Here is a 23,734-nt window from a genome sequence, read left to right as displayed (position 1 = left end):
TGATCTTTCAGATCAAGTTGATAGGCACTGGCAAGACGGCCCTGCCCCCCCTCAGGGAAGTTGGCGCGATAGCCTCACCAGCGTCACCAGACATAACTCCAAGTGACCGGCCGCATTCTGGAAGTAATTAAAAAATGACAGAAATGATTTAATTTCGTAAGTTTTATTAATATTCATCATGAGTTGACTAAATGGACTTCGACCCAGCTCTGTTGCGTGCTTTTGTCGCGATCAAGGAGACCGGAAGTTTCACTCGTGCCGCAGAACGCCTGCACTTGAGCCAGTCAGCGATCAGTCATCAGATCCGGCGTCTGGAAGAACAGGCCGGCACCACCCTGCTGGTGCGCACCACCCGACGTTTGACGCTGACAGAAGATGGCGAAGATTTTCTGCGTCATGCCGAACATGTCCTCAGAGCGCAAGACGCCCTCTCCCGGCGTTTCGAAACATCATCGGTATCCGGGACCGTGCGCTTCGGTGTGCCAGAAAACTTTATTGGCGACGGTCTGCCGCCGTTACTGACTCGGTTTGCCAGACAATTTCCCGCAGTACGTCTGGATGTAACCGTCGGCACTTACCTCGATCTGCGCGCGCAGGTCGATGCCGATGGGCTCGATCTGGCCGTGGTCATGGCATTGCCGGGCAGTCAGGCCGGCGGTACCGTGCTGCGCGAAACCCGGTTTGTCTGGGCCGCGGCGCAGAGTTTCGACCCTGCCGACGACGCCCCTTTACCGCTGGCGTTTGCACCAGCGCCCTGCATGCACCGGCAAGTGGCTGTAGAGGCACTGGCGAGTTCCACAGTGGATTGGCGGGTCGCCTTTACCTCTCCAAGTCAACAAGGACTGCGCGCGGCGGTATTGGCGGGGCTTGCCGTCACCGCGCTACCGCAGGGAGATCTAGAGCCCGGCATGGTAGTGATTGACGGTCAACATGGCCTGCCACCGCTGCTGGATGCTGATTTCCGACTGATATGGAGTGTCACAGGAAAGACGCCTGCGGCCCATGCATTTGGGCAACTGCTGGTGGAGATGTCTGAGTCGTCATCAATCTAGAACAGGCTGACTGCCATTGGCATTCCAGGGTAAGCGCCCTGTTGATTGCGAATAGCTGTTTGGGTTGTGGACGTTGGACACGCAATGGCTATCGCCGCAATATTGCCAAGCCTGCGGATACAAGGAAGAAACACCATGGCGCTAACCAGCAAGATTTCCCCCTACGACAGTAGATGGCCCGCGTTCTTCGTTAGTGCCGAAGAGCAGATCGCGAAGGCGTTTGGCACTGAGCTTGTTGCCATCCATCATGTCGGAAGTACCGCCGTTCCCGGGCTCGCAGCCAAGCCAGAGATCGACCTCCTGGTCGAGGTTGCGGAGCATCGAAACGAATCCTCCCGAGACAATGTCATGCGCGAATTAGGCTACGCACGGGGAAGCGATCTGTCGGCGGGACACCATTTTTATCGTCGCGATATTGAGGGTGTGCGAACACATAAGGCCCACGTTTGTATCACCGGCCACGGTCAAATCGAAAGAATGCTCCGTTTTCGTGACCTGCTCAGGGACGCCCCTGTGATTCGCCAGCAGTATCAAGACTTGAAACTTGAACTGGAAGCAAGCAACACCGGGGGCATAGGTGAATACCTGGCACGGAAAGCACCCTTTATCGAGCAATGCTGTTCACTTAAGAGAGTCTTGAGTCAGTGAGAAACTTGTGGCGAGGGAGCTTGCTCCCGCTTGAGTGCGTAGCACTCACAAAAAATCGGCAATGGTTGTCAGATTTTTGGGGCCGCTACGCAGCCCAGCGCGAGCAAGCTCGCTCGCCACAAAGGTAGGCATGACTGAGGAGTCATGCCTACATGACCCGCATTACCTTTATCGAAGGGCTTATGGGATCGATCTCGACACCCCTAATGACTCTGCCATTCGAACCAAATCAGCAAACGACTTTGCGTGCATTTTTTTCATTGCATGCCCGCGGTGAATTTTCACGGTGATCTCGCTCAGATTCATCTGCCCTGCAATCTGTTTATTCATCAGACCTTTGACTGCAAGGGCCATTACCTCTTTCTCACGAACTGTCAGCGTCTGATAGTGGGCATGCAGATCTGAAAACTGCTGCTCAAATTGCCGGCGTTTGACATCTGCCTGCAGTGCGGCAGACACCGCATCCAGAAGGTCCTGTTCACGGAACGGTTTTGCCAAAAAATCCACCGCGCCGGCTTTCATCGCCTTGACGGACATTTCGATGTCCCCATGCCCAGTGATGAAAATAATCGGAATATTGGCATTGGATTTAGCTAACTGGCTTTGAAACTCAAGACCACTGTTACCTTGAAGTCGTACATCAAGGATCAAACAGCTTGCACCCTCTGTCTTTGGCTGTTGAAGAAACTCCGCAGTGGATGCGAACGTCTCGACTTGTATACCGGCAGAGCGTAAAAGATTGCTTAATGCGTCGCGCATGGAAGCATCGTCATCCACCACGAACACCATAGAACCTTTACTGCCTTGCTCATTGGATGGTGGATTTCCGTTCATGCACAGCCCTCTTTGGTTGGTTGAAGGAAAAAGTCTAGCACAACACTTTATTTTGCGTTAGCGCGCACAAGCACGATTACAACTACCCGGAAAGACCGGGAAAAGTCATGCAATAAAATACAGCTCCAGCGCTGAAATAAAAGAAAGCAGATAACGTGGGCAATGTAGAAACGCCCTGACCTGGACACTACAACTTCTCCCACTAATGCACCAGTTGCAAAAATGCTCGCAGTTATTGGACAGAATCCTGTATTGACTTTCACCCATTCTAGAGCGCGCACGGCTGACAATTTCATCGCTTGAATATTCACACGATTCCCGTATCAACCAGACTGGCTTGCCACGTGCGAAGCTTTCAAGGTCAGTCACTTCGATGGGACCTGGTTTGAGTGAACTGCTAAATCCAGAGTAATGAGCGACGTCTCCACACCCAAGGTATATGCCATGATGCACATAAAATTTGCGCGGGCTAATCAGGTGCGAACCTATTGGCAAATTAACTGCATCCTTTTCGACATGCACTAACTCCAATGGAAACATGAAGGATCTTCTTGGCGACTTACTACCATTGCAGCGCTCGAGCATCAGCGCCTTCAAATAACCAGCGAGGTCTATTGCCATTATCGTCAGACAAAAAACGATTGCTGATCGAAGCGATGAAAATCCACTTATCAACTTGATAGCTAGAGTATTCACGACAAATTCTCCGCAGACCCTTGTCATGTAATATATCGCCAGGGCTGCGAAGCTTCATTTGTACACAGGATTAATTTAAGTGACCATTAATATACCTCCCCTAAACCTAAGTATTAAACCGAGCACCTGGTTGCAGGCGACCAGAGTGCAGTAGATTCAATGATGCTCGACAGGCAGGGTGAATTGAACGGTAGCACCGCGGGGCCGGTTGACGCTTGCCCACAAGTGGCCGCCATGTGCCTCGATGATCGAGCGACAAATGGACAACCCCATCCCCAATCCGGTGGGCTTGGTGGTGTAGAAAGAAGCAAAAATTTGCTCGGTGTTTTCCGAGGCAAACCCTGGCCCCGAATCGCTCACACTGACGAGCACACAGCCGGCGTCATTTAACAGAGCGCTGATGTGCAATTGGCGTTCACCCTCGCTCACACCATTCATGGCCTCGAGCGCATTCATGATCAAGTTGAGCAGCACCTGTTGCAGTTCAACGCGGTCGCCTTCGATAAATGGCAAACCGTCTTTGAGTTGAGTCCGAATCAAGGCCCCACTCTTCATGATCTGGCCACGGGTGAACTCGATCATCTCGCGAATTGCCGCGCTGATGTCCACCGCCCCCTTTTGCGGGGGTGCCTTGCGGATATGTCGACGAATTCGACCCAATACATCGGCTGCTCGATTGGCATCCATGATGAGACTGCCAAGTACTTTGCGGACCTCTTCGATCTCCGGCGGCTGGATGTTTAGCCAGCGCAGCGCGGCGTTGGCATTGAGGATGGCCGCTGCAATCGGCTGATTGACTTCGTGAGCAATCGAGGCGACAAGCTGCCCCATGGTCGCGACGCGGTTCGCGTGGGCCAACTCCGTTTGCACCTCGCGATAGCGTCGTTCGCTTTCGCGGATTTTTTCTTCCGCCTGTTTGCGCTCGGTCAGATCCAGCACGAAAGCGACCCCCTCCTTGCTGCTGGCTTCGAACATCGCCAAACCGACAATCACCGGCAGGCGACTACCATCCTTTCTGAAATATTCCTTCTCGTGGGGTTGGGCATAGCCGGTCCGCACGGCTTGCGCCAAAAAGTGCTCGCTGAGTTCATGAAATTCCGGTGTTGTCAGATCTCTCCAGCGCAGACAGCCCGTCGTATCCGACCATGCGAAGAAATGCATCATTGGCCTCGACGATATCACCGTCGGCGTTCCAGACGAGGATCCCGATGATGTTGGCGTCTACGAGACGCCGAATCTTCCCTTCGCGCTCCGCGACCTCGCGGTACAAACGGGCATTTTCCAGCGAAATAGCAGCCTGTGAGGCCACCAGTTTCAACACGGCAATCCGGGATGGGCTGAACACACGGGCGGTCAGATTGTTTTCGAGGTAGAGCGCACCGGTCAGTTTGGCCTGGTTCATCAACGGCAGGCAGAGAACCGATCGGACGTGGTGCCGACGTATATAGGGGTCTTCGGCAAACGGGGCCTCGGTCAGGGCATCATCAAGAAAAACACTCTCACCCGTGCGCAGGACATGGTAGAGAAGTGACTCCGGCAGCAGCGCCGAAGTCATCGGCTCATCGCGCAACTGCATCGAATGGCTGCCAGTGGTCACTTGCGCTGCTATGCGGTGTTCACCAGTGTCCGACAGAATCAACACGCCTCGTTCGGCACCGGCCTGTTCGATGGCTGTGCGCATGATCATGTCGATGAGTTTTTCCAGGACGATTTCTCCCGACACGGCCTGCGAGACCTTTATCACGGTGGCCAGATCGAGGTGTTCGACCGGTGCGGCCATCGTAGTTGTCGGGCCGAGCGTTTGCTCTTCGGCCCTCAGCAACGGATACCGCGCCTCAAGCTGCCGCACCTTGCCATCAGCGCCCCAGCGCAGGTAGCCGTAGCGAGCGTCTTGCAAGTAAACGCGGGCTACTTTCCCAAGACCGCGGGCCGCATAGAAGCGAGACGCCAGTTCGTTGGCAAGCGCTTCGATATGGACGAAACCGCTCTTCTGCGCCGAGTGGACGGCTTGTTCGTAAAGCAACTCAGCCTCGATCATGCGCCCTTCGACGCGGGCGATCTCGGCGTCGACCAGCGCGGCCCGGCTCGCGAAATTCTCTGGACACTGTTCAGCCCAGATCTGGAGTTGCCGGTGATCCGTCGCCATTGCGATCAAGTGCTGCGCACGTTCGTCCACCGGGACACTGTCGCACCATCGGGCACGAGCCAGTGCGTCATAGAAGTAAAACTCAGCCTCCTCGAAGAACAAATATGACGTCCATAGCAACTGCTGTGCCTTTGCGGCGGCTTGCATGGCCGCCCTGGGGTCGTCGGCCATGTAGCATGCCTGTAATTTGCGGACCCAGTACCAGCACTCGGCCAATGCCAGGTCCGGATTGCTGGACAGGTGGGCTTCGGTGCCTGGCTCGTCAAACTGTCCATCATCAAAACAACCGAATACTGGCGTCGAGCCCCGGAGCATCCGGATCAGCGCCAGTTGTGTGCCAATGAAATCGGTGACCAGCCCGAACCGCACCTTCCTGGCGTAAGCCAGGCCACGTTCGGCTTCGTCCTGTACCTCGGACAATGGCTCGCCGGCGAAGAGAGCGTCGGAGGTGAGGCTATTGCCCGCGTAAGCACCATATGGCAAGTCACCAATCCGGTTCGCCGCAGCAAATGAGCGGTGCAGCAGGTCGCGGCATTGCTCTACGGGCTTCATCCAGCGCACGGAAAAATTCGAGAAACAAAGATAGGTACTGGCTTCGAATCGCTTCAGGCCTCGCTGTTCAACGAGTTCGCAGCCGAGCTGGCCGAATCGGAATCCTGCCTCGTAATCGCCGAAACGCCGTCCGGCGACTCTGAATGCATTGGCGTAATGCACACATGAGGCATCGCAGTTGCCCCCTTCGAGGCTCAGGCTGATCGCCTTGCAGATCAACAGGTCCGTCAGGTTCGCATCCGTCTGCAAGGCAGGCGGGAAGAGCTTGCCCAGCGCGCTGACGGTCATGAGGGAAGCTGCGTCCTCCATCAATGGCAAATCAATGAGCTCCTCGATTGCCCGATCGCCCAGTAACGACCAGATATGGTCGTACTCCTGGCGCACTTCATCGTCGCTCGGATGGGCTGACCACTCGATACCCACATGCCGCAGATAGGCGAGACAAGCAGCGACCGCGCCATCGCTCCGATCCAGGAGCAGGTAGTCATCCATTTGCAGACACACGACATTGGCTCGTTCGATCGTCGTCATGGCGCGATCCGAAAGCGCCGCCAGGCGTTTGTCCGCGACCGATAACTGTCCAGTCAGCATCTCGCATTCGGCCCGGTTCAACTCCAGCGCGAACATCAACCCATGCAGACGCGCCCAACAGCTGTCGTCCAACAGCTGCGCACCCGTGGTGAGATAGTTGAGCGCCGAGGCATAGGCCGTTGACGCCTTGGCACGCTGGCCGGCCATCAGGTTGAGCTCTGCCAATTGCTCCCGCTCGGCCTGATCGGTGAGCAGCACTGCGCCGCTGTTGAGCTGGCCGACGATGTCAAAGATCGCCTCCTCCCGCCCTTGCAGGGGCGTCTGCGCTGCGAGCAGCCGGCCGATTCGCAGATGAGCCTCGGCGCGTGAATCCTTAGGGATCAGTGAATAGGCCGCTTCATGAATACGGTCATGGACAAAGCCATAAGCGCCTTCCAGCCGCTGAACCAACTCCTGGCGCACGGCTTCCCACAATACCGTGCGGATCTGTGCCTGGGGGATGCCCAGAACGGTCGAAAGCGTCGTGGTCCCGGCAACGTTCCCCAGACAGGCAAGCTGCTGTAATGCCAGTTGCGTTTCAGCCGGTAAGCGGGTCAGCTTGCCGACCATCAGGTCCACGATGTTGTCGGTGTACCCCTTGGCATGGATGCGCTCCGGGCTCCAGCACCACTGCCTTGCTTGATGATCGAAGGTCAGCAGCTGTTCGTCAGCGAGCGTTTGCAGAAACTGGATCACGAAGAACGGGTTGCCGGCGGTTTTGTCCAGCACCAACTGCGCCAGGGGCTCGATGTGCGCAAGCTCGTCGTGAAGCGCATCCGCAATCAACTGCTCAATGTGTCCCTTCGCGAGCGGCGCCAGAGTGATTTCATCTACCCTGCCCCCGGCGTTCCGAATGGCCTGAAGTTTGCCCGCTAATGGATGCGTGACATTCACTTCATTGGTGCGGTAGGCACCTACCAGCATCAGATGCCGCACATCCGAGCTGGTCAACAGATCCTCCAGCAGGTCGAGCGTTGCCGCGTCGATCCACTGCAGATCGTCCAGAAACAGGGCAAGCGGATGCTCCGCCCGGGCAAATACACCGATAAAGCGCCGGAACACCAGGAGGAAACGGCGTTGCGCCTGTTGAGGTTCAAGTGTCTGCACCGGTGGCGGCTCACCAATGATGAGCTTCAGTTCGGGAATGAGGTCGGTCATCAGCCCCGCGTTGGCATCCAGTGCGTTCTGTAATGCGTCACGCCATTGCGCCAGTTCAGTGTCGTTCTTGCCCAGCAGCGTGCGCACCAGGCTTTGAAATGCCTGCACCAGCGTCGAATAGGGAATATCGCGCCGGTATTGATCGAACTTGCCGGTAGCGAAGAGTCCTCGCGGCGGGACCAGCGCTTTGTGCAGCTCATTGACCACAGAGGATTTGCCAATACCGGAATAGCCGGTGACCAACATCAGTTCCGGCGCGCTGCTTGCGATGATCCGATCGAACGCGGCGATCAAGGTACTCACCTCATGCTCGCGCCCGTAGAGTTTCTCGGGAATCATCAGCCGATCGGATGTCCCTTGCTCGCCCAACGCGAAGGCATTGATGTGGCTCAAGGACTCCCAGTCTGCCAGGCATTGCCGCAGATCGTGTTCAACACTCGCAGCCGTCTGGTAGCGCTCCTCAGCGGTCTTGGCGAGCAGCTTCATGACAATCCGGGAAAGTACATCGGGGACGGTTTCGACCCGCACGCTCGGTGGCTGCGGTTTTTTGGCGATATGGCAGTGCACCCACTCTATCGGCTCAGATGCCGTAAACGGCAGCGAGCCCGTGAGCATCTGGTAAAGCGTGACGCCGAAGGAATAGAGGTCGCTGCGCAAATCGATCGAGCGATTCATCCTGCCGGTCTGCTCAGGTGCCATGTAAGCGAGCGTGCCGGCGATGGTCTCAGGCGCCTGTCGCTCACGCGGTAGCCACGAGGCGAGGCCGAACCCTGTAAGCCGGGCCTGACCGTCGGAGCAGTTCACCAAAATATGGGAGGGCTTGATATCTTTATGGACGAGTCCGCGCTGGTGGAGCTTTCCCAATGCCTGCGCGATGCTAATAGCAAGACGCAGAAAAGTTAGCGTTTCCATGGGGGCAACCAGCAACTGCACAAGCGGCGTGCCGCCCGTATCTTCCAGCAGCAGATACATCTGCCCACTTTCTCGCACCATCTCAAGCGGACGCACAGCCCAGGAGCCATCCAGTTCGTCCTTCAGGCCAAACTCGTGGGCGAAACGGCCAAGACAAGCCGGAAGCGGTTGTTCAGCAGCGGGTCGTGCAACTAGAACATTGCGGTCGCCTTCCACCCCCGAGCGTAACTCTCGACAGAAGGTACGCTCACCATCGTTCCATAGTATCTGCATGTTGTTATCCGTCGGAGCGGGAACAATAAGTAGGTTCTTGACTGCCGCACATTGCCGTCACGCTGTATCCAGAGTCGCGCCGCACATGCCAATGCCGCCGCAATAGCCTACAACAGCTTCCAGTACCATTAGAACTCAGATTTGACCCAGCCCACCGTCAGCACAAAGGTCACGCTACGGCCAGAGGCGCGGGCTGCTCTTGATGTTGACCGAGATAGCGACAGAAGCACGAACGCAACCAGCGTTCCCGAGGGTCGTTGTGGGCCGCGCCGCGCCAAGCCATGGACAAGTCCGGCGCCGGTAACGCCAATGGCGCAAAGTCGGCACGCATCCCTTCCATTCGCGCCATGGCCCGGGCGACGTAGTCCGGTACGATCGCAATCATGTCGCTGCCGGCGAGCAAAGCGGGCAAGGCACTGAACTGCGGAACAGCCAGTACTACCCTGCGCTGCCGACCGATCAGACTCAGGGCATGGTCGGCATCGTCGATGACATTTCCCATCGAAGAGACAACCACATGAGGCCGCCTGCAAAAGTCATCCAGCTCGAGGGAACCGGGGGCCGAATCGGCGCGCAATAGCATGGGTTGCATCGCTCGCAAGCTTTTGCAATGGGCACTTGCAGGCAGTTCTTGCGCAAAGCTGATACCCACGGAAATCTCTCCCGAGGTCAGCAATTGGGGTAATTGCCGATGGTCCACTCTGCGCACTACCAGTGTGATGTTTGGCGCCTCGTCCCGCAGGTGCTTGATCAAACGAGGAAGCAGCGCGTACTCGACATCGTCAGAGAGTCCGATATGAAAGGTCTCGTCACTGGTGAGTGGGTCGAACGTCTGGGCACAACTCAAGGCGACAGCAATGCCATCCAATGCTGGCGTCAGCCGCGCATGAATTTCTTCTGCCCGCGCCGTCGGCTCCATCACCCTGCCAGTGCGGATGAACAGCGGATCATTGAACATCGAACGCAGTCGCCCGAGGGCGCTGCTGATAGTGGCCTGACACAGGAAAAGTTTCTCTGCGGCCCGGGTAACGTTGCGTTCGCACATCACTGTTTCGAAGACAATCAACAGATTAATGTCGGCACGCCGCAGATCATTTCTGTTCATCACGTTCACCGCCTAGGCGCAAGGCCGCATGGGTAAGGGGAGTTCAAGCTTATGCAGGCCAACAGCAAGACGTCACTTGTACCTAGGTTCAACCGATGTATCCCTTGGTTGGGCAGCCTTGTACGTGGGTATGCCCGGAACTGCGACCCAGTAGCACAAGACCAACCTGGGTGACTTCATCGAACTTCCAGGTAGACCATCTACACCTTGGTCTTAGCTGACTATACATTGGTATACTTCTACCCCTTATAAGTTGGCGTATGTTGTAGTAACGGCCAAAGCTGTCACGAGGGTCCCAAATGAAACAAGATACGCAAATACGCAATTCAATGATTATCGCCATCGTCGACGATGATGATTCGGTCCGGACAGCGCTTGAAAGCTTGCTGCGATCCTGCGGTTACAAAGTTCAAACTTATTGCAGCGCTCTGGAGTTTCTCAACACGGATGGCCCCGCTCAAACACGTTGCCTTATATCCGATATCCAGATGCCGGGAATGAGCGGTTTTGAGCTTCATAAGCAGCTCGTCGCGATGGGCTTTCACATTCCCACTATATTCATCACTGCTTACCCTGAAGCCCTCCCTCCCCTTAGCACCGATACGCCTGCGCTGATTGCCTATCTGCCTAAACCTTGTGAAACCAATAAGCTTCTGAACTGCATCGAAACAGCCCTCCTCCAGCAGAATTGAGAGCGTTCTGAAAGTTCTCTTTTGCATCCAATACAAACCTTCGTATATCCCCATACCACTGACGTATAGCTTTTCTGAACCGATGTAGAAGTGCGCCGACAATAATCCAGCAATAACATAAATCCACAGCGGGCGACCTGCTGCATTCAACATAGACACCTTGACTTTCGGCGCCCTTGTATCGCTCCACCAAACTTGAAGAATAACTTCAAGAACATTGAAAACCTTTTTGAGGAACAACTAATGAAACAGCATATTCTGGTTATTGGTGCGGGGTTCGGTGGTGTGTGGAGTGCATTGAGCGCCGCCCGTCTACTGGATAAGCACAGTCGTAGCGACGTGGACATCACGTTGCTGGCGCCCCAGGCGCAATTGCGCATCCGTCCCCGCTTCTACGAAAGCGACGTGCACAAAATGTTCGCTCCCCTGGATGGGTTGTTCGACTCGGTAGGTGTGCGTTTCATCAAAGGCACCGCCGAGCACATTGATGACCTTGGAAGGACCGTTGGCTATCGCGATGAGGCTGGCCGGTGGAGCACATTGACCTACGATCGCCTGGTACTTGCGGCTGGCAGCCAGTTAGCCCGCCCGACGGTGCCAGGCCTTGACGCCCATGCCTTCGACGTTGATCAGATCGAAGCCGCGGTGCGCCTGGAGAACCACCTCAAATCCCTCAAGAACCGTCCCTCCAGCGTTGCCCGCAACACGGTGGTGGTCGCCGGTGGCGGTTTCACCGGTATCGAGACCGGCACCGAGATGCCGGAACGCCTGCGGTCCTTGCTCGGTAACGATCAGGACATCCGCGTGATCATCATCGACCGTGCGCCTCAGATCGGCGCGACCATGGGTGAGGGAATTCGTCCATCAATCATCGAGGCCTCCGAATACCTGGGCATTGAATGGGTGGTCAACGCCAGTGTGACGGCGGTGGACGCCAACGGCGTTACCCTCGCTGATGGTCGCCGCATCGAGAGCCAAACAGTGATCTGGACCGTCGGCTTTCGCGCCAGCCCGCTGACCGAACAGATTTCCAGCGTGCGCGATGTCCAGGGTCGCTTGCACGTCGATGAGAACCTGAAGGTGTTCGGCCAGGAACATGTCTACGCCGCTGGAGATGTCGCCTATGCCGCCACCGACGACCTCGGCAACTTCGCCGCAATGTCTTGCCAGCATGCGATTTCTCTAGGCCGTCACGCCGGGAATAACGTCGCTGCGGACCTGCTAGGTGTCGCGCCCACCCCCTACCGTCAGCCCAAGTACGTGACCTGCCTCGATCTGGGCGCCTGGGGCGCGGTGTTTACTGAAGGCTGGGATCGCCAGCTCAAGCTGGTCAAGGAAACGGCCAAGGAGCTCAAGACGCAGATCAACACCCAGTGGATCTACCCACCGGCAGCTGATCGGGCCGCCGCCCTGGCGGCAGCCGACCCGATGATTCCGGTGGCTTGAAGCCCCTCTGAGATTCTTGACCCAAGCAATAGGAGAAGGACCATGACTATGCATTTGAACCACCCCACCCAAAAGGATGGAACACATCAAAAAAGGAACGCTCAGCAGGAGTCAAACCTGAGCTTGCACAACACCTCACACCCCGGTGGGTCGGGGTCCGAGGAGTTGGTTCCTTCGCGCTATGCGCTGCGGATCGGCGAGATTGACGTGCTGGTGGTCAGTGATGGGGTGCTGCCTCTGCCGACCGAGACGATGTCCACCAATGCCGACCCAGCCGCCCGCGCGACCTGGTTCAAGGACATGTTCCTGGGGCCGGACGCGTTCGATTGGGCGCTGAACGTACTTGTGGTGCGTAGCGGCGACAAGCTCATCCTCGTCGACGCTGGACTCGGAGGGCAGTTCCCCGGATTTCCGCGGGCCGGGCAGTTCCCCAAACGACTGAAGGCCGCCGGTATCGATCTTGCGTCCGTGACCGACGTGGTGATAACCCACATGCACATGGACCATATCGGCGGGCTGCTTGTCGATGAGGTGAAGAGCCAACTACGTCCAGATCTGCGTATCCACGTTTCAGCCACCGAGGTCGCGTTTTGGGAGTCGCCCGATTTCTCCCTCACCTCCATGCCGTCGCCGGTGCCGGACGTCCTGCGGGCAACGGCCAATCAGTTCATTAACGAATACCGCAGCAAGGTGCGCACGTTCGAGGATGAGTATGAGGTGGCACCAGGCGTGGTCGTCAAGCTCACCGGCGGCCACACCCCAGGGCACAGCGTGGTCTACGTGACATCCGGCGGTGAGCGGTTGACCTTCGCAGGCGACGCCCTGTTCCCGGTCGCCTTCGAACACCCCGACTGGCATAACGGCTTTGAACATGACCCTGAGGAGTCGGTTCGCGTTCGTGTCCGCCTGTTGCAAGAGGCGGCAGCTAGCGGTGAGCTGTTTGTGGCGACTCACCTGCCGTTCCCCTCCGTTGGCCGGGTGGCAGTGGACGGTGACGCCTTTCGCTGGGTCGCGGGTTTCTGGGACTACTGATCGCTTGTCGGGTTTGCGCCTCCGTTCACGGAGGCACGAATCTCCCTGAGCAACATCACATGATCGAGCGACCTTCAATGAAAGACTCCAATCGGGAGATAGATCTCCAGCGTCGGGCCATATTGACAAGTTCAGCAGTAGTGGCCGCCAGTTTGTTGGTACCGCTTTCCAGCTTTTCCGAGTTGACGCAGGCCGCTATTAAGCACTCTGCAACCCAAAACAAACCAGATCACAAGGAGATGCACGCTATGAACTCTATTACGACCAAAGACGGCACCGAGATTTTCTTCAAGGATTGGGGTCCGAAAGACGCGACGCCCATCGTGTTTCACCACGGCTGGCCATTGAGCGCGGACGACTGGGACAACCAGATGATGTTTTTCTTGCTCAAAGGCTATCGGGTGATCGCGCACGACCGCCGCGGTCACGGGCGCTCGACCCAAACCTGGGTGGGCAACGAAATGGACACCTATACCGCCGATGTCATCGAGCTGACCGATGCGCTCGACCTTAAAGGTGCGATCCATGTCGGCCATTCGACCGGTGGTGGTGAAGTAGCGCGCTACGCCGCTCGAGCCAAACCGGGACGCGTTGCCAAGGCCGTACTGATCAGCGCGGTTCCCCCCATCATGGTTAAGTCAGAGAAGAACCCCGGCGGTTTACCTCTGGAAGTGTTCGACGGGTTCCGTTCGGCACTGGTCGCCAGCCGCGCACAGTTTTACCTGGACGTGCCGTCGGGGCCGTTCTACGGTTTCAATCGACCCGGGGCCAAGGTTTCACAAGGCGCAATCGACAACTGGTGGCGTCAAGGGATGATGGGCGGTGCAAAAGCTCATTACGACTGCATCAAAGCGTTTTCCGAGACCGACTTCACCGAAGACCTGAAGGCGATTCAGGTGCCCACACTGGCCATGCATGGAGAGGATGATCAGATTGTGCCGTTTGCCGACTCTGCGCCGCTTTCGGCCAAACTATTGAAGCATTCCACCCTCAAGACGTACCCGGGCTTTCCTCACGGTATGCCGACTACCAACGCGGATCAGATCAACGCCGATTTGCTGGCGTTCATTCGCGGTTGAGCACTAACGTCGCGACGTCTGAAATGGCCGGTGCTGGAAAACACTAAACTACGAAACGCCCGCAGAACGATTTAGCCAATCTGTTGCATCGACCGGTTGAATCTACAGCCAATAGCGGACGTTCGAGCCAGAGCCGCACTCGGCGTTGAAAAAAGGCGCCATATTGGCGCCTTTAGCGGTATCAAGCGATTTTGATTACAACCTTCCCAAACGCCCCCTTCGCAAGATGCTCGTAAGCTTCTCGTGCTTTCTCGAACGGATACACCTGATCGATCACAGGACGAATCTTGTGTTCGTTGAGGAATGCATTCATCCGGTCGAACGATGAGCGCGGCGCCACAGCAATACCGCGAATGGTCGTCTGGCGAAAAATGAGTGGCATCAGATTGAGTTCAACGGTCTGCCCGGTCAAAAAGCCGATCTGCGCAATACGCCCGGATGCCTTGGTCGCGGCGACCGATTGATTGATGCCGCTGCCACCGGCCACATCGAGCAGCAGGTCCACGCCTTTGCCTTCGGTCAGCCTCAGTACCTCGTCTGCCCAGTTCGGAGTAGTTCTGTAGTTGACGCCCGCTACGGCTCCCAGCTCCTGCACGGCTTGCAGATTCTCGTCGCTACTCGACGTTGCGATCACCTTCGCGCCAAGCGCAGTAGCGATCTGCACGGCAAATATGGACACACCGCCAGTGCCTTGAACCAACACGGTTTGCCCGGGCTGAATTTGTCCAAAGTCTACCAGCGAGTACCACGCCGTGAGCGCGGCAATCGGCAGCGTCGCTGCCTCTTCATCGCTCATGTTGTCTGGCGCACCAACGGCGCTGTCTTCGTGGATGATCATGTATTCGGCCAAACCGCCAGGCAACGGCGAACCGAAACAGTAATCCGGCTCATTCGGCCCAGGCTCGCCATCCAGCCAACGGGAGTACAGATGCGAGTTGACCCGATCACCGACTTTGAAGCGCGTGACGCCGTCACCGACCGCGACCACTGTGCCGGCTGCATCGCTAACCGGGATCAGGGGTTTGGGCACCCTATGCGGCTCATAGATGCCATCAACAATCGCCTTGTCGCGAAAGTTGAGTGAGACAGCGCCGACCTTTACGAGCAACTCGCCGGTCTTGGGTTGCGGGGTCGCTGTCTCTCCCAGTTGCAGGTTGTCGAGTCCGAAATCTTTCAATAACCAAGCTTTCATTGCGAATCTCCAAAACGAGTCAATGGCTGCAAACCGCAACGGCTTCGCCTTGAGCACATCTTTCGCTTTTGGGGGCGCGCAATAAATACGTAAAAAAGGACATGATTATTCTATCCTGAGGCAACAATTGTATTAGGCAAGGTAAGACATCATGGAATTGCTGCAATCAATGCGACTGTTCGCCAGGCTTGCTGAACTCGGCAGCTTCACTAAAGCCGCCGAGTCGCTGGACATCGGGCGGCCTCAGGTCACCCGTTACATCCAGGAGCTGGAGACGTCATTGGGCGTGCGCCTATTCCAACGCACCACGAGAAAGGTGGCGCTCACCGCCGAGGGCGAACGGTTCTATGAGCGGGTGCAGGAAATTCTCGCGGATATTTCTGCCGCGACCTCGATGTTTGACCGCACCGGAGCAACGCTCATGGGCCGACTTCGAGTCGATATCCCGACCGCTTTCGCGCAAATGGAGTTCATAAGAAGTCTGAAAGAATTCACTAGAACCTTCCCCGGCATCAACATGGTACTGGGCGTGACCGATCGAGCCGTTGACCTGATAGGTGAAGGCATCGACTGTGCGTTACGTATAGGTGATTTACCGGACTCGACCTTGATCGCTCGCCCCATCGCGATGGCAACCATGGTGACATGCGCAGCTCCCGAGTATCTGTATGAGCACGGCGAACCCGAGACACTCGATGATCTAGTGTCCCATCGAGGCGTCAACTTCTTGTCCGGTCAGAGCAACAGGACACTGCCTTGGCACTTCTCGGTAAAGGGTCAGGATCGAGCGTTTGTCAGTAACGCAGGTATCACAGTCACCGAGTCGAATGCGTACGTTCAGTGTGGCGTGTCGGGCTTCGGAATAATCCAGGCGCCAGGCATCACCGTGGCCGAGCATTTGGACAGTCGCGCTTTGGTGGAGATTCTAAAACCCTATCGGCCAGCCCCTCGTCCTGTGTCGGTGCTGTACCCAAGCCGGACGCACCTGGCACCGCAGGTGCAAGTTTTTATTGAATGGTTGCAAGAGCGTTTTCCGCAGCTCCACTCTGACTGGCTGGAACAATAAGCGATCAAAAAAATCGCTACAACGCGTCCGAAAGCTGCCAGCCCCAAAACCATTCCCGCGTTAAATCAGCCCCCATCGTTTGACGGTGCCCGACAGTCATTCCAAACCTCACGTATCACCTCCTTAAGCATCAGCGCCTCGGCCCAGCGATCGGTGATGTCGCGTCCGTCGGCACCCGTAATGGCATAAGGCGGCGGGCCGAGTTCACAGGTGAAGGACAGGCTGTCGGGCGTGTTCGGTCGGGCCAGCCAATCCTCGATCCCATAGCGCCACCAACCCAGGAAACGCTCCAGCCAGGGTCGATGCTGGGCGAAGCTCAGGGGCACCTGGACCTGTTCGCCGTTGGCGACACGACCATGAAAACCCCAACTGTGGCGCAGGATGGTGTGTATCTGTTCGTCGTCCTCGGCGGTGGCCGGCTCTGGCAATTCGCGGCCTACGACATAGTGGGACAAGTCGGCCAACAGTTTGAGGTCGGGCATTTCAGCGAGAATGTCGAGGGTGAACAACAGGTCACTGGTGAGGCGATAACGGTGGGTTTCCAGCAGAACGGGAAAGTCCACCTGCTCGGCCAGACGCTGCCAGCCTTCGATCAGTTCAATAGCTTGCTTCAACGTGCGCGGTCTCACGTCTGCTTGCAGCGTGAGGTGGTGGCAGCCGTAGCGGGATGCGACATCGATCGCTGCCGCCAGATCATCCACGGTGCGGGGGAACACCTGCCCTTCGATTTGCAGGCCCTGCGCCTTGGCGGCGGCATGCAGGCGTGCGGCATGTGGCGCGACCCAGAAATGGTCGGTGATGCCATCGAAACCGGCGGCGGCGATTTTCTCCACTTGCGCTTCCAGGGGAAGGTCGCATTGGCCGCGGTGATCTTGCATGGCCCACTGGGACTGAAAGACCAGAAATTCACGCATGTCAGTTCCTCAGCAGTTGTTTGAGCGGTACATCGGCGTCGGCCAGAGCGTCTACCGAGAGAGGGTTATGGTGAGCGATCAGCCGCTCGCAAAGCTTGATGTCTTTGGCGATGCTATTCCCCTGCCCCCAGCCGCAAGCGCCTTGAAGACGTTGCTCGGCATCGAGGTAGAACGACAGGAAACCGCCACCGGGGGTTGTCCGGCTCGCGGCGGGTTGTGTGTTTGCGATCACGCCCACGGTCTGCAATCCCCAGTCGTATTGATCGGACCAAAAACCGGGAATGACCTCGAAGGGCAACTCGCCGCCCAACAGATTCAGGGCGGCGTGACGACCTTGGGTTTCGGCGTTGCGCCAGGTTTCCTGACGCTGGAAAACGCCTTGCGGGTTCAGACGAAACTCACAGACATCGCCCGCCGCAAAGATGTCCGGCGCACTGGTGCGCAGTCGGGCATCGACGCGGATGCCCTGGCCGACCTCGAGTCCTGCGGCCGCAGCCAGTTCAGTGTTGGGTTGCATGCCGATGCCCACCACCACCAGGTCGCAGGGCAGCAACTCGCCGTCGACCAGTTGCACGGACTCAGCGTGAGTAGCGCCCTGCACCGCCTCAATGGCCACATTCAGCCGGACATCCACGCCCCGACTGCGATGCAGTTCCAGCAGGACACTAGACAGTTGCTCCGGCAACACTCGCCCCGCCAAACGCGGTCCGGCCTCGAGCAAGGTCACCGTGCAACCCAAGGCTCGGGCGGTGGCGGCGACTTCGAGTCCGATGAAACCACCGCCGATGATCACCACCCGCGCGTCGGGTTGCAACGAAGCGCGCAGTGCCAGGGCCTCGTCATGGGTACGCAGATAAAGCACATTGCCCAGATGCTCGGGCACCGAGGCGAGTCTGCGCGACCGCCCTCCTGTCGCCAATAACAGCCGCGCGTAATGCAGCCAGTTGCCGTCGGCCAACTGCAGACGATGCTGCTGCGGATCCAGGCATTTCACCGGGTTGCCGGACAAGTGTTCGATGTCCAGATCGGCGAGCTGAGCGGTGTCGCACAGGCTGTAACCCGCCAGATCGACCGTGCCCTGCAACAGCCCCTTGGACAGCGGCGGACGTTCATAGGGCGGGTGGGACTCGTCGCCTATCAGAATCAGGCGGCCGCTATAACCTTCACCGCGCAAGGTCAGGGCCGCACGGCCACCCGCATGCCCGGCGCCGACGATGATCAATGGAGCATTGGCAGGATTCATGGCACAGACTCCGTGCAGTTAAACCGTGATGGCGAGCAGCACACGCCCCGCCTCGACCCGGACTTCATAGGTCTTGAGGTTGACGCACACCGGTGCGCCGAGGGCTTTGCCGGAGCGGTAATCGAAACGCCCGTTGTGCTTGGGGCACTCGACGACATGCTCCATCACCAGGCCATCGGCCAAGTGGATGGACTCATGGGTACACAGGCCCGCGGTGGCGAAAAACTCGCTGTCGGCGGAGCGGTAGACGGCATAGGTGTGCTGGCCATGGTCGAAACGAATGACATCTTCTTCGTCGATATCGCCCACGGCACATACATCGATCCATTGATCGGTCATGGCGTTTTCTCTTGTAGTGGTACACACAGGAAGGTGTCCTGTGGGAGCGGGCTTGCTCGCGAAAGCGGTGTATCAGGCGACATCGATGTTGACTGTGACGCCGTCTTCGCGAGCAAGCCCGCTCCCACAGGGGTTGTGCCTATTGGATGTCAGCCCGGCATTGCTTCAGGTTGTGCCCGGACGGTTGCGGCGGCTTTGGTGCTTTGTGGCAAAGGACGAGAGACGAAATGAGTCGGGTCTTTGCGCTGCTTCCAGATGGTCGGGATGATTTCCTTGAAGGCCTCGAACAGACTGGTGTAAGGCGGCGGGCAGTCGTTGCGAATCTCCTCGTGAAGCTGCGCCAGCGCGTGAAAAGGCACCATCGGATACATATGGTGCTCAAGGTGATAGTTCATGTTGAGGTACATGAAGCGCAGCACCGGGCCCATATAAATCGTGCGGCAGTTGCTGCGGTGATCGAGTACATCCTCAGCCAGGCCGACATGCTGCGACAGGCCGAACAGGTAGGACAGCCAACCGCCATAGAGGGTCGGCAGACCAATAAACATCAGCGGCAACCAGCTCTGCATGTACAGCGCAGCGCCCACGGTGAGCGCATAAATCGCTAGCCAGACACGTGCGTCCCTCACCACCTTGGGCCACTCGGACTCGGGGATGAACGTCTGTTCTTCTTCACCCATCCGCCCTACCGCATGCTTGCAGACTGACCACATCGTCTTCAACGCATAAGGCATTCTGAACAGGCTCAGCACCATATTGATCAGGCTTGGCGGACGCGGTTCGACGATCTCCGGATCGCGGCCGACGATGACGGTGTCGGTGTGGTGCCGTGCATGGCTCCAGCGCCAGACTTGGGGTTCGAACATGAACATGAAGCTCGACAGCTGATAGACCGCATCATTCATCCAGCGGGTCTTGAACGCCGTACCGTGACCCGCTTCGTGCCAACGGGCATTGGACGCCGTGCCGTAGAGCATCCCGTAGACGAAGAAGAACGGAACGCAGGCCCAGGAGCCCCAGAGCCAGTAACCGCCGAAGCCGGTCACGACCATCGCCGACAGCCAGATCGCGGTATCAAGCAAGGCCGGGCCATCGCGGCGCTGCATCAATTCCTTCATGCGTTTACGAGAAATGGGGGATTGGTACCAGCTTGCCGATACCAGGCCTTTTTGCGCCGCTCGGGCGGCTTCGGGGCCGGTCAATCGATAATCCCGAGGCTCGGGCTTACCGGGGTTTTCAAAGGCTGCGTTTTGTTCAGGCATTTTATTGTTCTCCGCAAGCTTGATTGTTTTAGGCACTTTTCGACGCGGGATCACATCGCTGGGGAAAATATAGAGAGCGCAGAAATCACCCTCAAGCCCTTGAATACATTCCCTATCAAGCTATCATCCAGGCCCATTGAAGCTTGATAGTTTTCTATCAAAGCGCTTGCGGGGCCCGCCATGAACAACACTAAACGCCCAACCATCGCCACCGTTGCCGAACACGCTGGCTTGAGTGTCGCCACCGTGGACCGGGTGCTCAACGCCAGGGCTCCGGTCAACCCGGACACCGCCGAGCAGGTATTCCAGGCCGCCGAAGCGGTCGGTTATTTCGCCGCCAGGCTGATCGGCCAGCGGATCCGCGAACGGCGTCCCACCTATCGTTTCGGCATCCTGCTGCTCGGCACCGCCCAGGCCTTCTATGGCAACGTGGCCACCGCCATCACCGAGGCGGCGCAGCGTCAGGCTGGCGCCAACCTGAGCATTCAATTCGAGTACGTTTTCGATCGCACGCCCAGCGCGATCATTGCCCAGATCGAACAACTGGCGGTGCAGTGCGATGGTCTGGCGGTGGTCAGCTTCGCGCATCCGCTGATCAATGCCGCCATTGCGCAGATCAGAGAAGCCGGCGTGCCGGTGATCGCAATGCTGTCCGACATTCATGAGGCGGCGGATGAGCCTTACGTCGGCCAGGATAATCACGAGGTCGGACGTACCATGGGTTGGCTGATGGCTCACACCTGTGGCGCCCGCAAAGGCAGTGTCGGGGTGTTGCTCGGCGGTCACCGTTTTCTTGGCCATCAGGCGCGGGTCGAGGGGTTGCGCAGCTACCTGGCGGAACGCGCCCCGGGGTTGCGGCTGCTGGAAGCGGTGATCAATCTGGACAATTGCGACATCACCGAAGAGGCGACGCTGGACCTGCTGGCGCGGCATGACGACTTGCGCGGTTTGTGCGTGGTCGGCGGTGGCGGCGACGGGGTCATCAATGCCCTGTCGCAACTGCCGAAGCAGCCGTCGCTGTGCTGCATCCTGCAGGAGTCGACCGAGCTGTCGCGACAAGCCCTGGATCAGGGATTGATCAGCCTGGTGATCGACTCCCAGCCGCGATTACTGGCAACCGCGCTGGTCGACTTGCTGGTCGAGCTGCAGACCACGCCAGACTTCGATCCGAGCCGGCATCGAATCCATATTCCATTGCAGATCATCACCTCAGAGAACGCCCGACAGTGAACCTGTGAGTGGTACCGAGTTTCGCAGACACACTAAACCTGTGGCGAGGGAGCTTGCTCCCGCTGGGCTGCGTAGCAGCCCCAAAACCAATCACTGAGTTTCTTCTGAAAGACTGAGACAAGACCTATTGGGGTCGCTGCGCAACCCAGCGGGAGCAAGCTCCCTCGCCACAAGGTCATTTTCAGCCTGTCAGAGGTTGGGTTCCGAACGGAAAGCATCGGCGCTCAACCCGAACCGATTCATCTTGTTGTACAACCCGCCGCGAGAAACATTCAGCTGCCTCGCGGCCAGGCGGATGTTGCCGCGGGTATCCCTGAGGGCCGCGATGATCGCATTCATTTCATGGGTGCCAAGGTCCAGGGCAGCCCGGGGCTCGGGCACACTTCCCGGCGTCGACTGACGCAGCCTTTGCTTGATTTCAAGCGGTAGATCAGCTGGCTGAATCAGTTCGGTCACCGCCAGATTGGTCGCGCGCTCGATGGTGTTTTCCAACTCGCGAACATTACCCGGCCAGCTGTACGCCGAAAGAATATCCAACGCCTCTGGCGAGATGCCCTGCACCGATTTGCGCAACGACCGGGTGCAACGATTGAGAAAATGTCGCGCCAGCAATGGAACATCTTCCCGGCGCATCCGCAACGGCGGAACCGTCAGGTTCAGCACATTGAGCCGGTAGTAAAGATCCTCACGGAACGCGCCATCGGCAACCGCCTGGCTCAGGTTGCGGTGGGTGGCGGCGATGATGCGTACATCCACTTGCCGGGATTTTTTCGCGCCCACGCGAGTCACCTCACCTTCTTGCAAAACGCGCAGCAGGCTGACCTGGGCATCGAAAGACATGTCACCGATTTCGTCGAGGAAAATCGTTCCGCCATCGGCCAATTCGAACTTCCCGGCAGAGCCTCCACGGGCCGATCCGGTAAAGGCACCCTCGACATGACCAAACAGTTCACTCTGCACCAGATCTCGCGGAATGGCCCCGCAATTGACCGCCACAAACGGACCGCTGCAACGCTCACTGGCGTTATGGATCGCCTGGGCAAACAGCTCCTTGCCGGTACCGCTCTCACCGAGGATCAGCGTGGTCGAGTCACTGCGACTGGCAATCCGCCCCAGGTGCAACGCGTCCTGTATGGCTCGCGAACTGCCTTGAATGGTCTCGAAGGTGTAGCTGGCTTGAGTGCCGATTATTCGCCGGGTAATTTCCCGGATGCGCCGGTTCTCGCGCAACGAAACAATGCGCCCACCCTGCTCCAGTGGGCACACCGACACCAGACACGCCAAGAGGCTGCGATCATGCAGCTCAAACGTGCAATCCAGATCTCTTATCCCTTCATACTGCTGCCCTTCCCCGCCGCGCAGCAGAATCTCATCGGTCAGTTCGCTCTGGCCCAGACGCTGGAACGGGCTGCCCAACAGGTCCCGGCCGACACGAAACAATTGGCGGGCATAGCGGTTGAGCGCCTTGATGCAGCCCCGCTCATCCAGCACCACGAGCCCCTCGTTGAGCACTTCGAGGACGGTTTGCTGTTCTTCCAGCAGAGCTTGCAGCGCCATCTGCCGCGAGACCGCTTCGGCCGCCGCCTGGACGGTGCCCAGCGTATGGAAATGAAACCACCCCGGCTCGGCGGTCAGGGTCAGCATGGCCAGCGTCCTGCCCTGCGCATCCCGGATCGGCGCGGCGGCACAATGCATGCGCCGGCGACGCAGACCGATCCCGAAGTTTTCCTCGGCCAGCACATACACCAAGCGATCTTCGGCAATCGCCAGCCCGGTGCAGTTGGTGCCCTGCACCGACTCCAGCAGTCGACTGCCCACAGGCGTAAGGTCCAGGCCGCAGAAATACAGGGTCGTGCCTGCGGCATCGGTCAGATTGATATGGCCCCTGGGATTGTAAGCCAGCAATCCCTTCATGACCTCCGCCGCCGCGGCGATCAAGGCACGATTGGCCGCCAGCGTTGCAGCCAGAACGGTCGGGGCGACAAACCGGTATTCGCCATCCTCAGAATCGAGACCGGCACTGACGCTGCGCAGCCAGGAATCCCAAATGACCTGCCTGACCCCGGCAGGTCGATCGATGCGCCCTTTCAGGCAAGCCAGCCAAGCCTGGTCCAGCTCGGCGATCGGTCCTTCGTTCAACGACGCAGGACCGAGTGCGGTGATGTAATCGAGGTCTTGCGCGCTGAAGGCTGTCAGCTGTGGGTTCACCATCGTCAGATCCACTTCCATGTTCACGTTTTAGACATGTCAGTGTAGACATGTCATGGGAATGAACACATCTTTCAAAAAATAT

The 23,734-nt window shown here is 57.9% G+C and carries 17 protein-coding genes and 1 pseudogene; 8 read left to right on the top strand and 10 right to left on the bottom strand.

Annotation, left to right across the window (positions count from 1 at the left end):
• Positions 1-191: 191 nt before the first annotated feature.
• Both BK662_RS23300 and BK662_RS23295 read left to right on the top strand, forming a co-directional pair.
• Entirely contained in the window at positions 192-1,052 is an 861-nt protein-coding gene (locus BK662_RS23300; RefSeq protein WP_123359806.1) for a LysR family transcriptional regulator, read from the top strand.
• 135 nt (positions 1,053-1,187) lie between these two features.
• The gene (locus tag BK662_RS23295) at positions 1,188-1,700 is read left to right on the top strand and encodes a GrpB family protein (protein ID WP_123359807.1); all 513 of its coding nucleotides are present in this window, start codon (positions 1,188-1,190) and stop codon (positions 1,698-1,700) included.
• 180 nt (positions 1,701-1,880) lie between these two features.
• Here the strand turns inward: BK662_RS23295 and BK662_RS23290 are convergent, their stop codons facing one another.
• The 4 genes and pseudogenes from BK662_RS23290 to BK662_RS23275 all read right to left on the bottom strand — a co-directional run bounded on the left by BK662_RS23290 (position 1,881) and on the right by BK662_RS23275 (position 9,946).
• Positions 1,881-2,534: a response regulator transcription factor gene (locus tag BK662_RS23290; RefSeq protein ID WP_123359808.1), complete on the bottom strand. Its 654-nt coding sequence runs from the start codon at positions 2,532-2,534 to the stop codon at positions 1,881-1,883.
• A 105-nt stretch (positions 2,535-2,639) separates the two neighbouring features.
• Positions 2,640-3,230, bottom strand: a complete 591-nt coding sequence (locus BK662_RS23285) for a lecithin retinol acyltransferase family protein (RefSeq protein WP_123359939.1) — start codon at positions 3,228-3,230, stop codon at positions 2,640-2,642.
• Positions 3,231-3,386: 156 nt separating this feature from the next.
• Positions 3,387-8,841: pseudogene (locus BK662_RS23280) on the bottom strand (trifunctional serine/threonine-protein kinase/ATP-binding protein/sensor histidine kinase).
• Positions 8,842-9,010: 169 nt separating this feature from the next.
• Complete coding sequence (locus BK662_RS23275; protein ID WP_123359809.1) at positions 9,011-9,946, bottom strand: LysR family transcriptional regulator; 936 nt, start codon at positions 9,944-9,946, stop codon at positions 9,011-9,013.
• Positions 9,947-10,245: 299 nt separating this feature from the next.
• Between BK662_RS23275 and BK662_RS23270 the strand changes: the two genes are divergently transcribed.
• The 4 genes from BK662_RS23270 (at position 10,246) to BK662_RS23255 (ending at position 14,195) form a co-directional block, all read left to right on the top strand.
• Entirely contained in the window at positions 10,246-10,638 is a 393-nt protein-coding gene (locus BK662_RS23270) for a response regulator transcription factor (RefSeq protein ID WP_123359810.1), read from the top strand.
• A 243-nt stretch (positions 10,639-10,881) separates the two neighbouring features.
• Positions 10,882-12,084, top strand: coding sequence for an NAD(P)/FAD-dependent oxidoreductase (locus tag BK662_RS23265; protein WP_123359811.1), 1,203 nt, complete (start codon positions 10,882-10,884; stop codon positions 12,082-12,084).
• 42 nt (positions 12,085-12,126) lie between these two features.
• Positions 12,127-13,116 (top strand): MBL fold metallo-hydrolase, encoded by a 990-nt coding sequence (locus BK662_RS23260; RefSeq protein ID WP_123359812.1) that lies wholly within the window; start codon positions 12,127-12,129, stop codon positions 13,114-13,116.
• A gap of 248 nt (positions 13,117-13,364) precedes the next feature.
• Positions 13,365-14,195: an alpha/beta fold hydrolase gene (locus BK662_RS23255; RefSeq protein WP_123359813.1), complete on the top strand. Its 831-nt coding sequence runs from the start codon at positions 13,365-13,367 to the stop codon at positions 14,193-14,195.
• Positions 14,196-14,376: 181 nt separating this feature from the next.
• Here BK662_RS23255 and BK662_RS23250 read toward each other — a convergent pair whose 3' ends face one another.
• The gene (locus BK662_RS23250; protein WP_123359814.1) at positions 14,377-15,387 is read right to left on the bottom strand and encodes a zinc-dependent alcohol dehydrogenase family protein; all 1,011 of its coding nucleotides are present in this window, start codon (positions 15,385-15,387) and stop codon (positions 14,377-14,379) included.
• A gap of 151 nt (positions 15,388-15,538) precedes the next feature.
• Here BK662_RS23250 and BK662_RS23245 point away from each other — a divergent pair, with 151 nt between their 5' ends.
• A complete protein-coding gene (locus BK662_RS23245) occupies positions 15,539-16,453 on the top strand; it encodes a LysR family transcriptional regulator (RefSeq protein ID WP_123359815.1) in 915 nt (304 codons plus the stop codon).
• A gap of 65 nt (positions 16,454-16,518) precedes the next feature.
• On the opposite strand, the gene BK662_RS23240 is transcribed toward BK662_RS23245, so the two are convergent.
• The 4 genes from BK662_RS23240 to BK662_RS23225 all read right to left on the bottom strand — a co-directional run bounded on the left by BK662_RS23240 (position 16,519) and on the right by BK662_RS23225 (position 20,211).
• Positions 16,519-17,367, bottom strand: a complete 849-nt coding sequence (locus tag BK662_RS23240; protein ID WP_123359816.1) for a sugar phosphate isomerase/epimerase family protein — start codon at positions 17,365-17,367, stop codon at positions 16,519-16,521.
• 1 nt (position 17,368) lies between these two features.
• Positions 17,369-18,610, bottom strand: a complete 1,242-nt coding sequence (locus BK662_RS23235; protein ID WP_123359817.1) for an NAD(P)/FAD-dependent oxidoreductase — start codon at positions 18,608-18,610, stop codon at positions 17,369-17,371.
• 18 nt (positions 18,611-18,628) lie between these two features.
• Positions 18,629-18,949 carry a MocE family 2Fe-2S type ferredoxin gene (locus tag BK662_RS23230; RefSeq protein WP_123359818.1) on the bottom strand — a complete coding sequence of 107 codons (321 nt, stop codon included), beginning with the start codon at positions 18,947-18,949 and terminating at the stop codon, positions 18,629-18,631.
• Positions 18,950-19,098: 149 nt separating this feature from the next.
• Complete coding sequence (locus BK662_RS23225; RefSeq protein ID WP_123359819.1) at positions 19,099-20,211, bottom strand: fatty acid desaturase family protein; 1,113 nt, start codon at positions 20,209-20,211, stop codon at positions 19,099-19,101.
• 180 nt (positions 20,212-20,391) lie between these two features.
• On the opposite strand from BK662_RS23225, the gene BK662_RS23220 reads away from it, so the two are divergent.
• Positions 20,392-21,441: a LacI family DNA-binding transcriptional regulator gene (locus BK662_RS23220; RefSeq protein WP_123359820.1), complete on the top strand. Its 1,050-nt coding sequence runs from the start codon at positions 20,392-20,394 to the stop codon at positions 21,439-21,441.
• Positions 21,442-21,630: 189 nt separating this feature from the next.
• On the opposite strand, the gene BK662_RS23215 is transcribed toward BK662_RS23220, so the two are convergent.
• Positions 21,631-23,652, bottom strand: coding sequence for a sigma-54 interaction domain-containing protein (locus BK662_RS23215; protein WP_185047174.1), 2,022 nt, complete (start codon positions 23,650-23,652; stop codon positions 21,631-21,633).
• Positions 23,653-23,734: the final 82 nt, after the last annotated feature.

This window comes from Pseudomonas frederiksbergensis (assembly GCF_003732275.1).
Classification (GTDB): Bacteria; Pseudomonadota; Gammaproteobacteria; order Pseudomonadales; family Pseudomonadaceae; genus Aquipseudomonas; species Aquipseudomonas frederiksbergensis_H.
Note: the sequence above shows the minus strand (reverse complement) of the source record. Positions and strands in the feature narration are given on the sequence as shown.

Bases quoted from the DNA above. Each gene is read 5' to 3' on its own strand.
- BK662_RS23245 (WP_123359815.1), top strand. From the start codon at position 15,539: ATGGAATTGCTGCAATCAATGCGACTGTTCGCCAGGCTTGCTGAACTC.
- BK662_RS23235 (WP_123359817.1), bottom strand. From the start codon at position 18,610: ATGAATCCTGCCAATGCTCCATTGATCATCGTCGGCGCCGGGCATGCG.
- BK662_RS23300 (WP_123359806.1), top strand. From the start codon at position 192: ATGGACTTCGACCCAGCTCTGTTGCGTGCTTTTGTCGCGATCAAGGAG.
- BK662_RS23225 (WP_123359819.1), bottom strand. From the start codon at position 20,211: ATGCCTGAACAAAACGCAGCCTTTGAAAACCCCGGTAAGCCCGAGCCT.
- BK662_RS23255 (WP_123359813.1), top strand. From the start codon at position 13,365: ATGAACTCTATTACGACCAAAGACGGCACCGAGATTTTCTTCAAGGAT.
- BK662_RS23295 (WP_123359807.1), top strand. From the start codon at position 1,188: ATGGCGCTAACCAGCAAGATTTCCCCCTACGACAGTAGATGGCCCGCG.
- BK662_RS23240 (WP_123359816.1), bottom strand. From the start codon at position 17,367: ATGCGTGAATTTCTGGTCTTTCAGTCCCAGTGGGCCATGCAAGATCAC.
- BK662_RS23260 (WP_123359812.1), top strand. From the start codon at position 12,127: ATGACTATGCATTTGAACCACCCCACCCAAAAGGATGGAACACATCAA.
- BK662_RS23230 (WP_123359818.1), bottom strand. From the start codon at position 18,949: ATGACCGATCAATGGATCGATGTATGTGCCGTGGGCGATATCGACGAA.
- BK662_RS23290 (WP_123359808.1), bottom strand. From the start codon at position 2,534: ATGAACGGAAATCCACCATCCAATGAGCAAGGCAGTAAAGGTTCTATG.
- BK662_RS23215 (WP_185047174.1), bottom strand. From the start codon at position 23,652: ATGGTGAACCCACAGCTGACAGCCTTCAGCGCGCAAGACCTCGATTAC.
- BK662_RS23270 (WP_123359810.1), top strand. From the start codon at position 10,246: ATGAAACAAGATACGCAAATACGCAATTCAATGATTATCGCCATCGTC.
- BK662_RS23275 (WP_123359809.1), bottom strand. From the start codon at position 9,946: ATGAACAGAAATGATCTGCGGCGTGCCGACATTAATCTGTTGATTGTC.
- BK662_RS23265 (WP_123359811.1), top strand. From the start codon at position 10,882: ATGAAACAGCATATTCTGGTTATTGGTGCGGGGTTCGGTGGTGTGTGG.
- BK662_RS23250 (WP_123359814.1), bottom strand. From the start codon at position 15,387: ATGAAAGCTTGGTTATTGAAAGATTTCGGACTCGACAACCTGCAACTG.
- BK662_RS23220 (WP_123359820.1), top strand. From the start codon at position 20,392: ATGAACAACACTAAACGCCCAACCATCGCCACCGTTGCCGAACACGCT.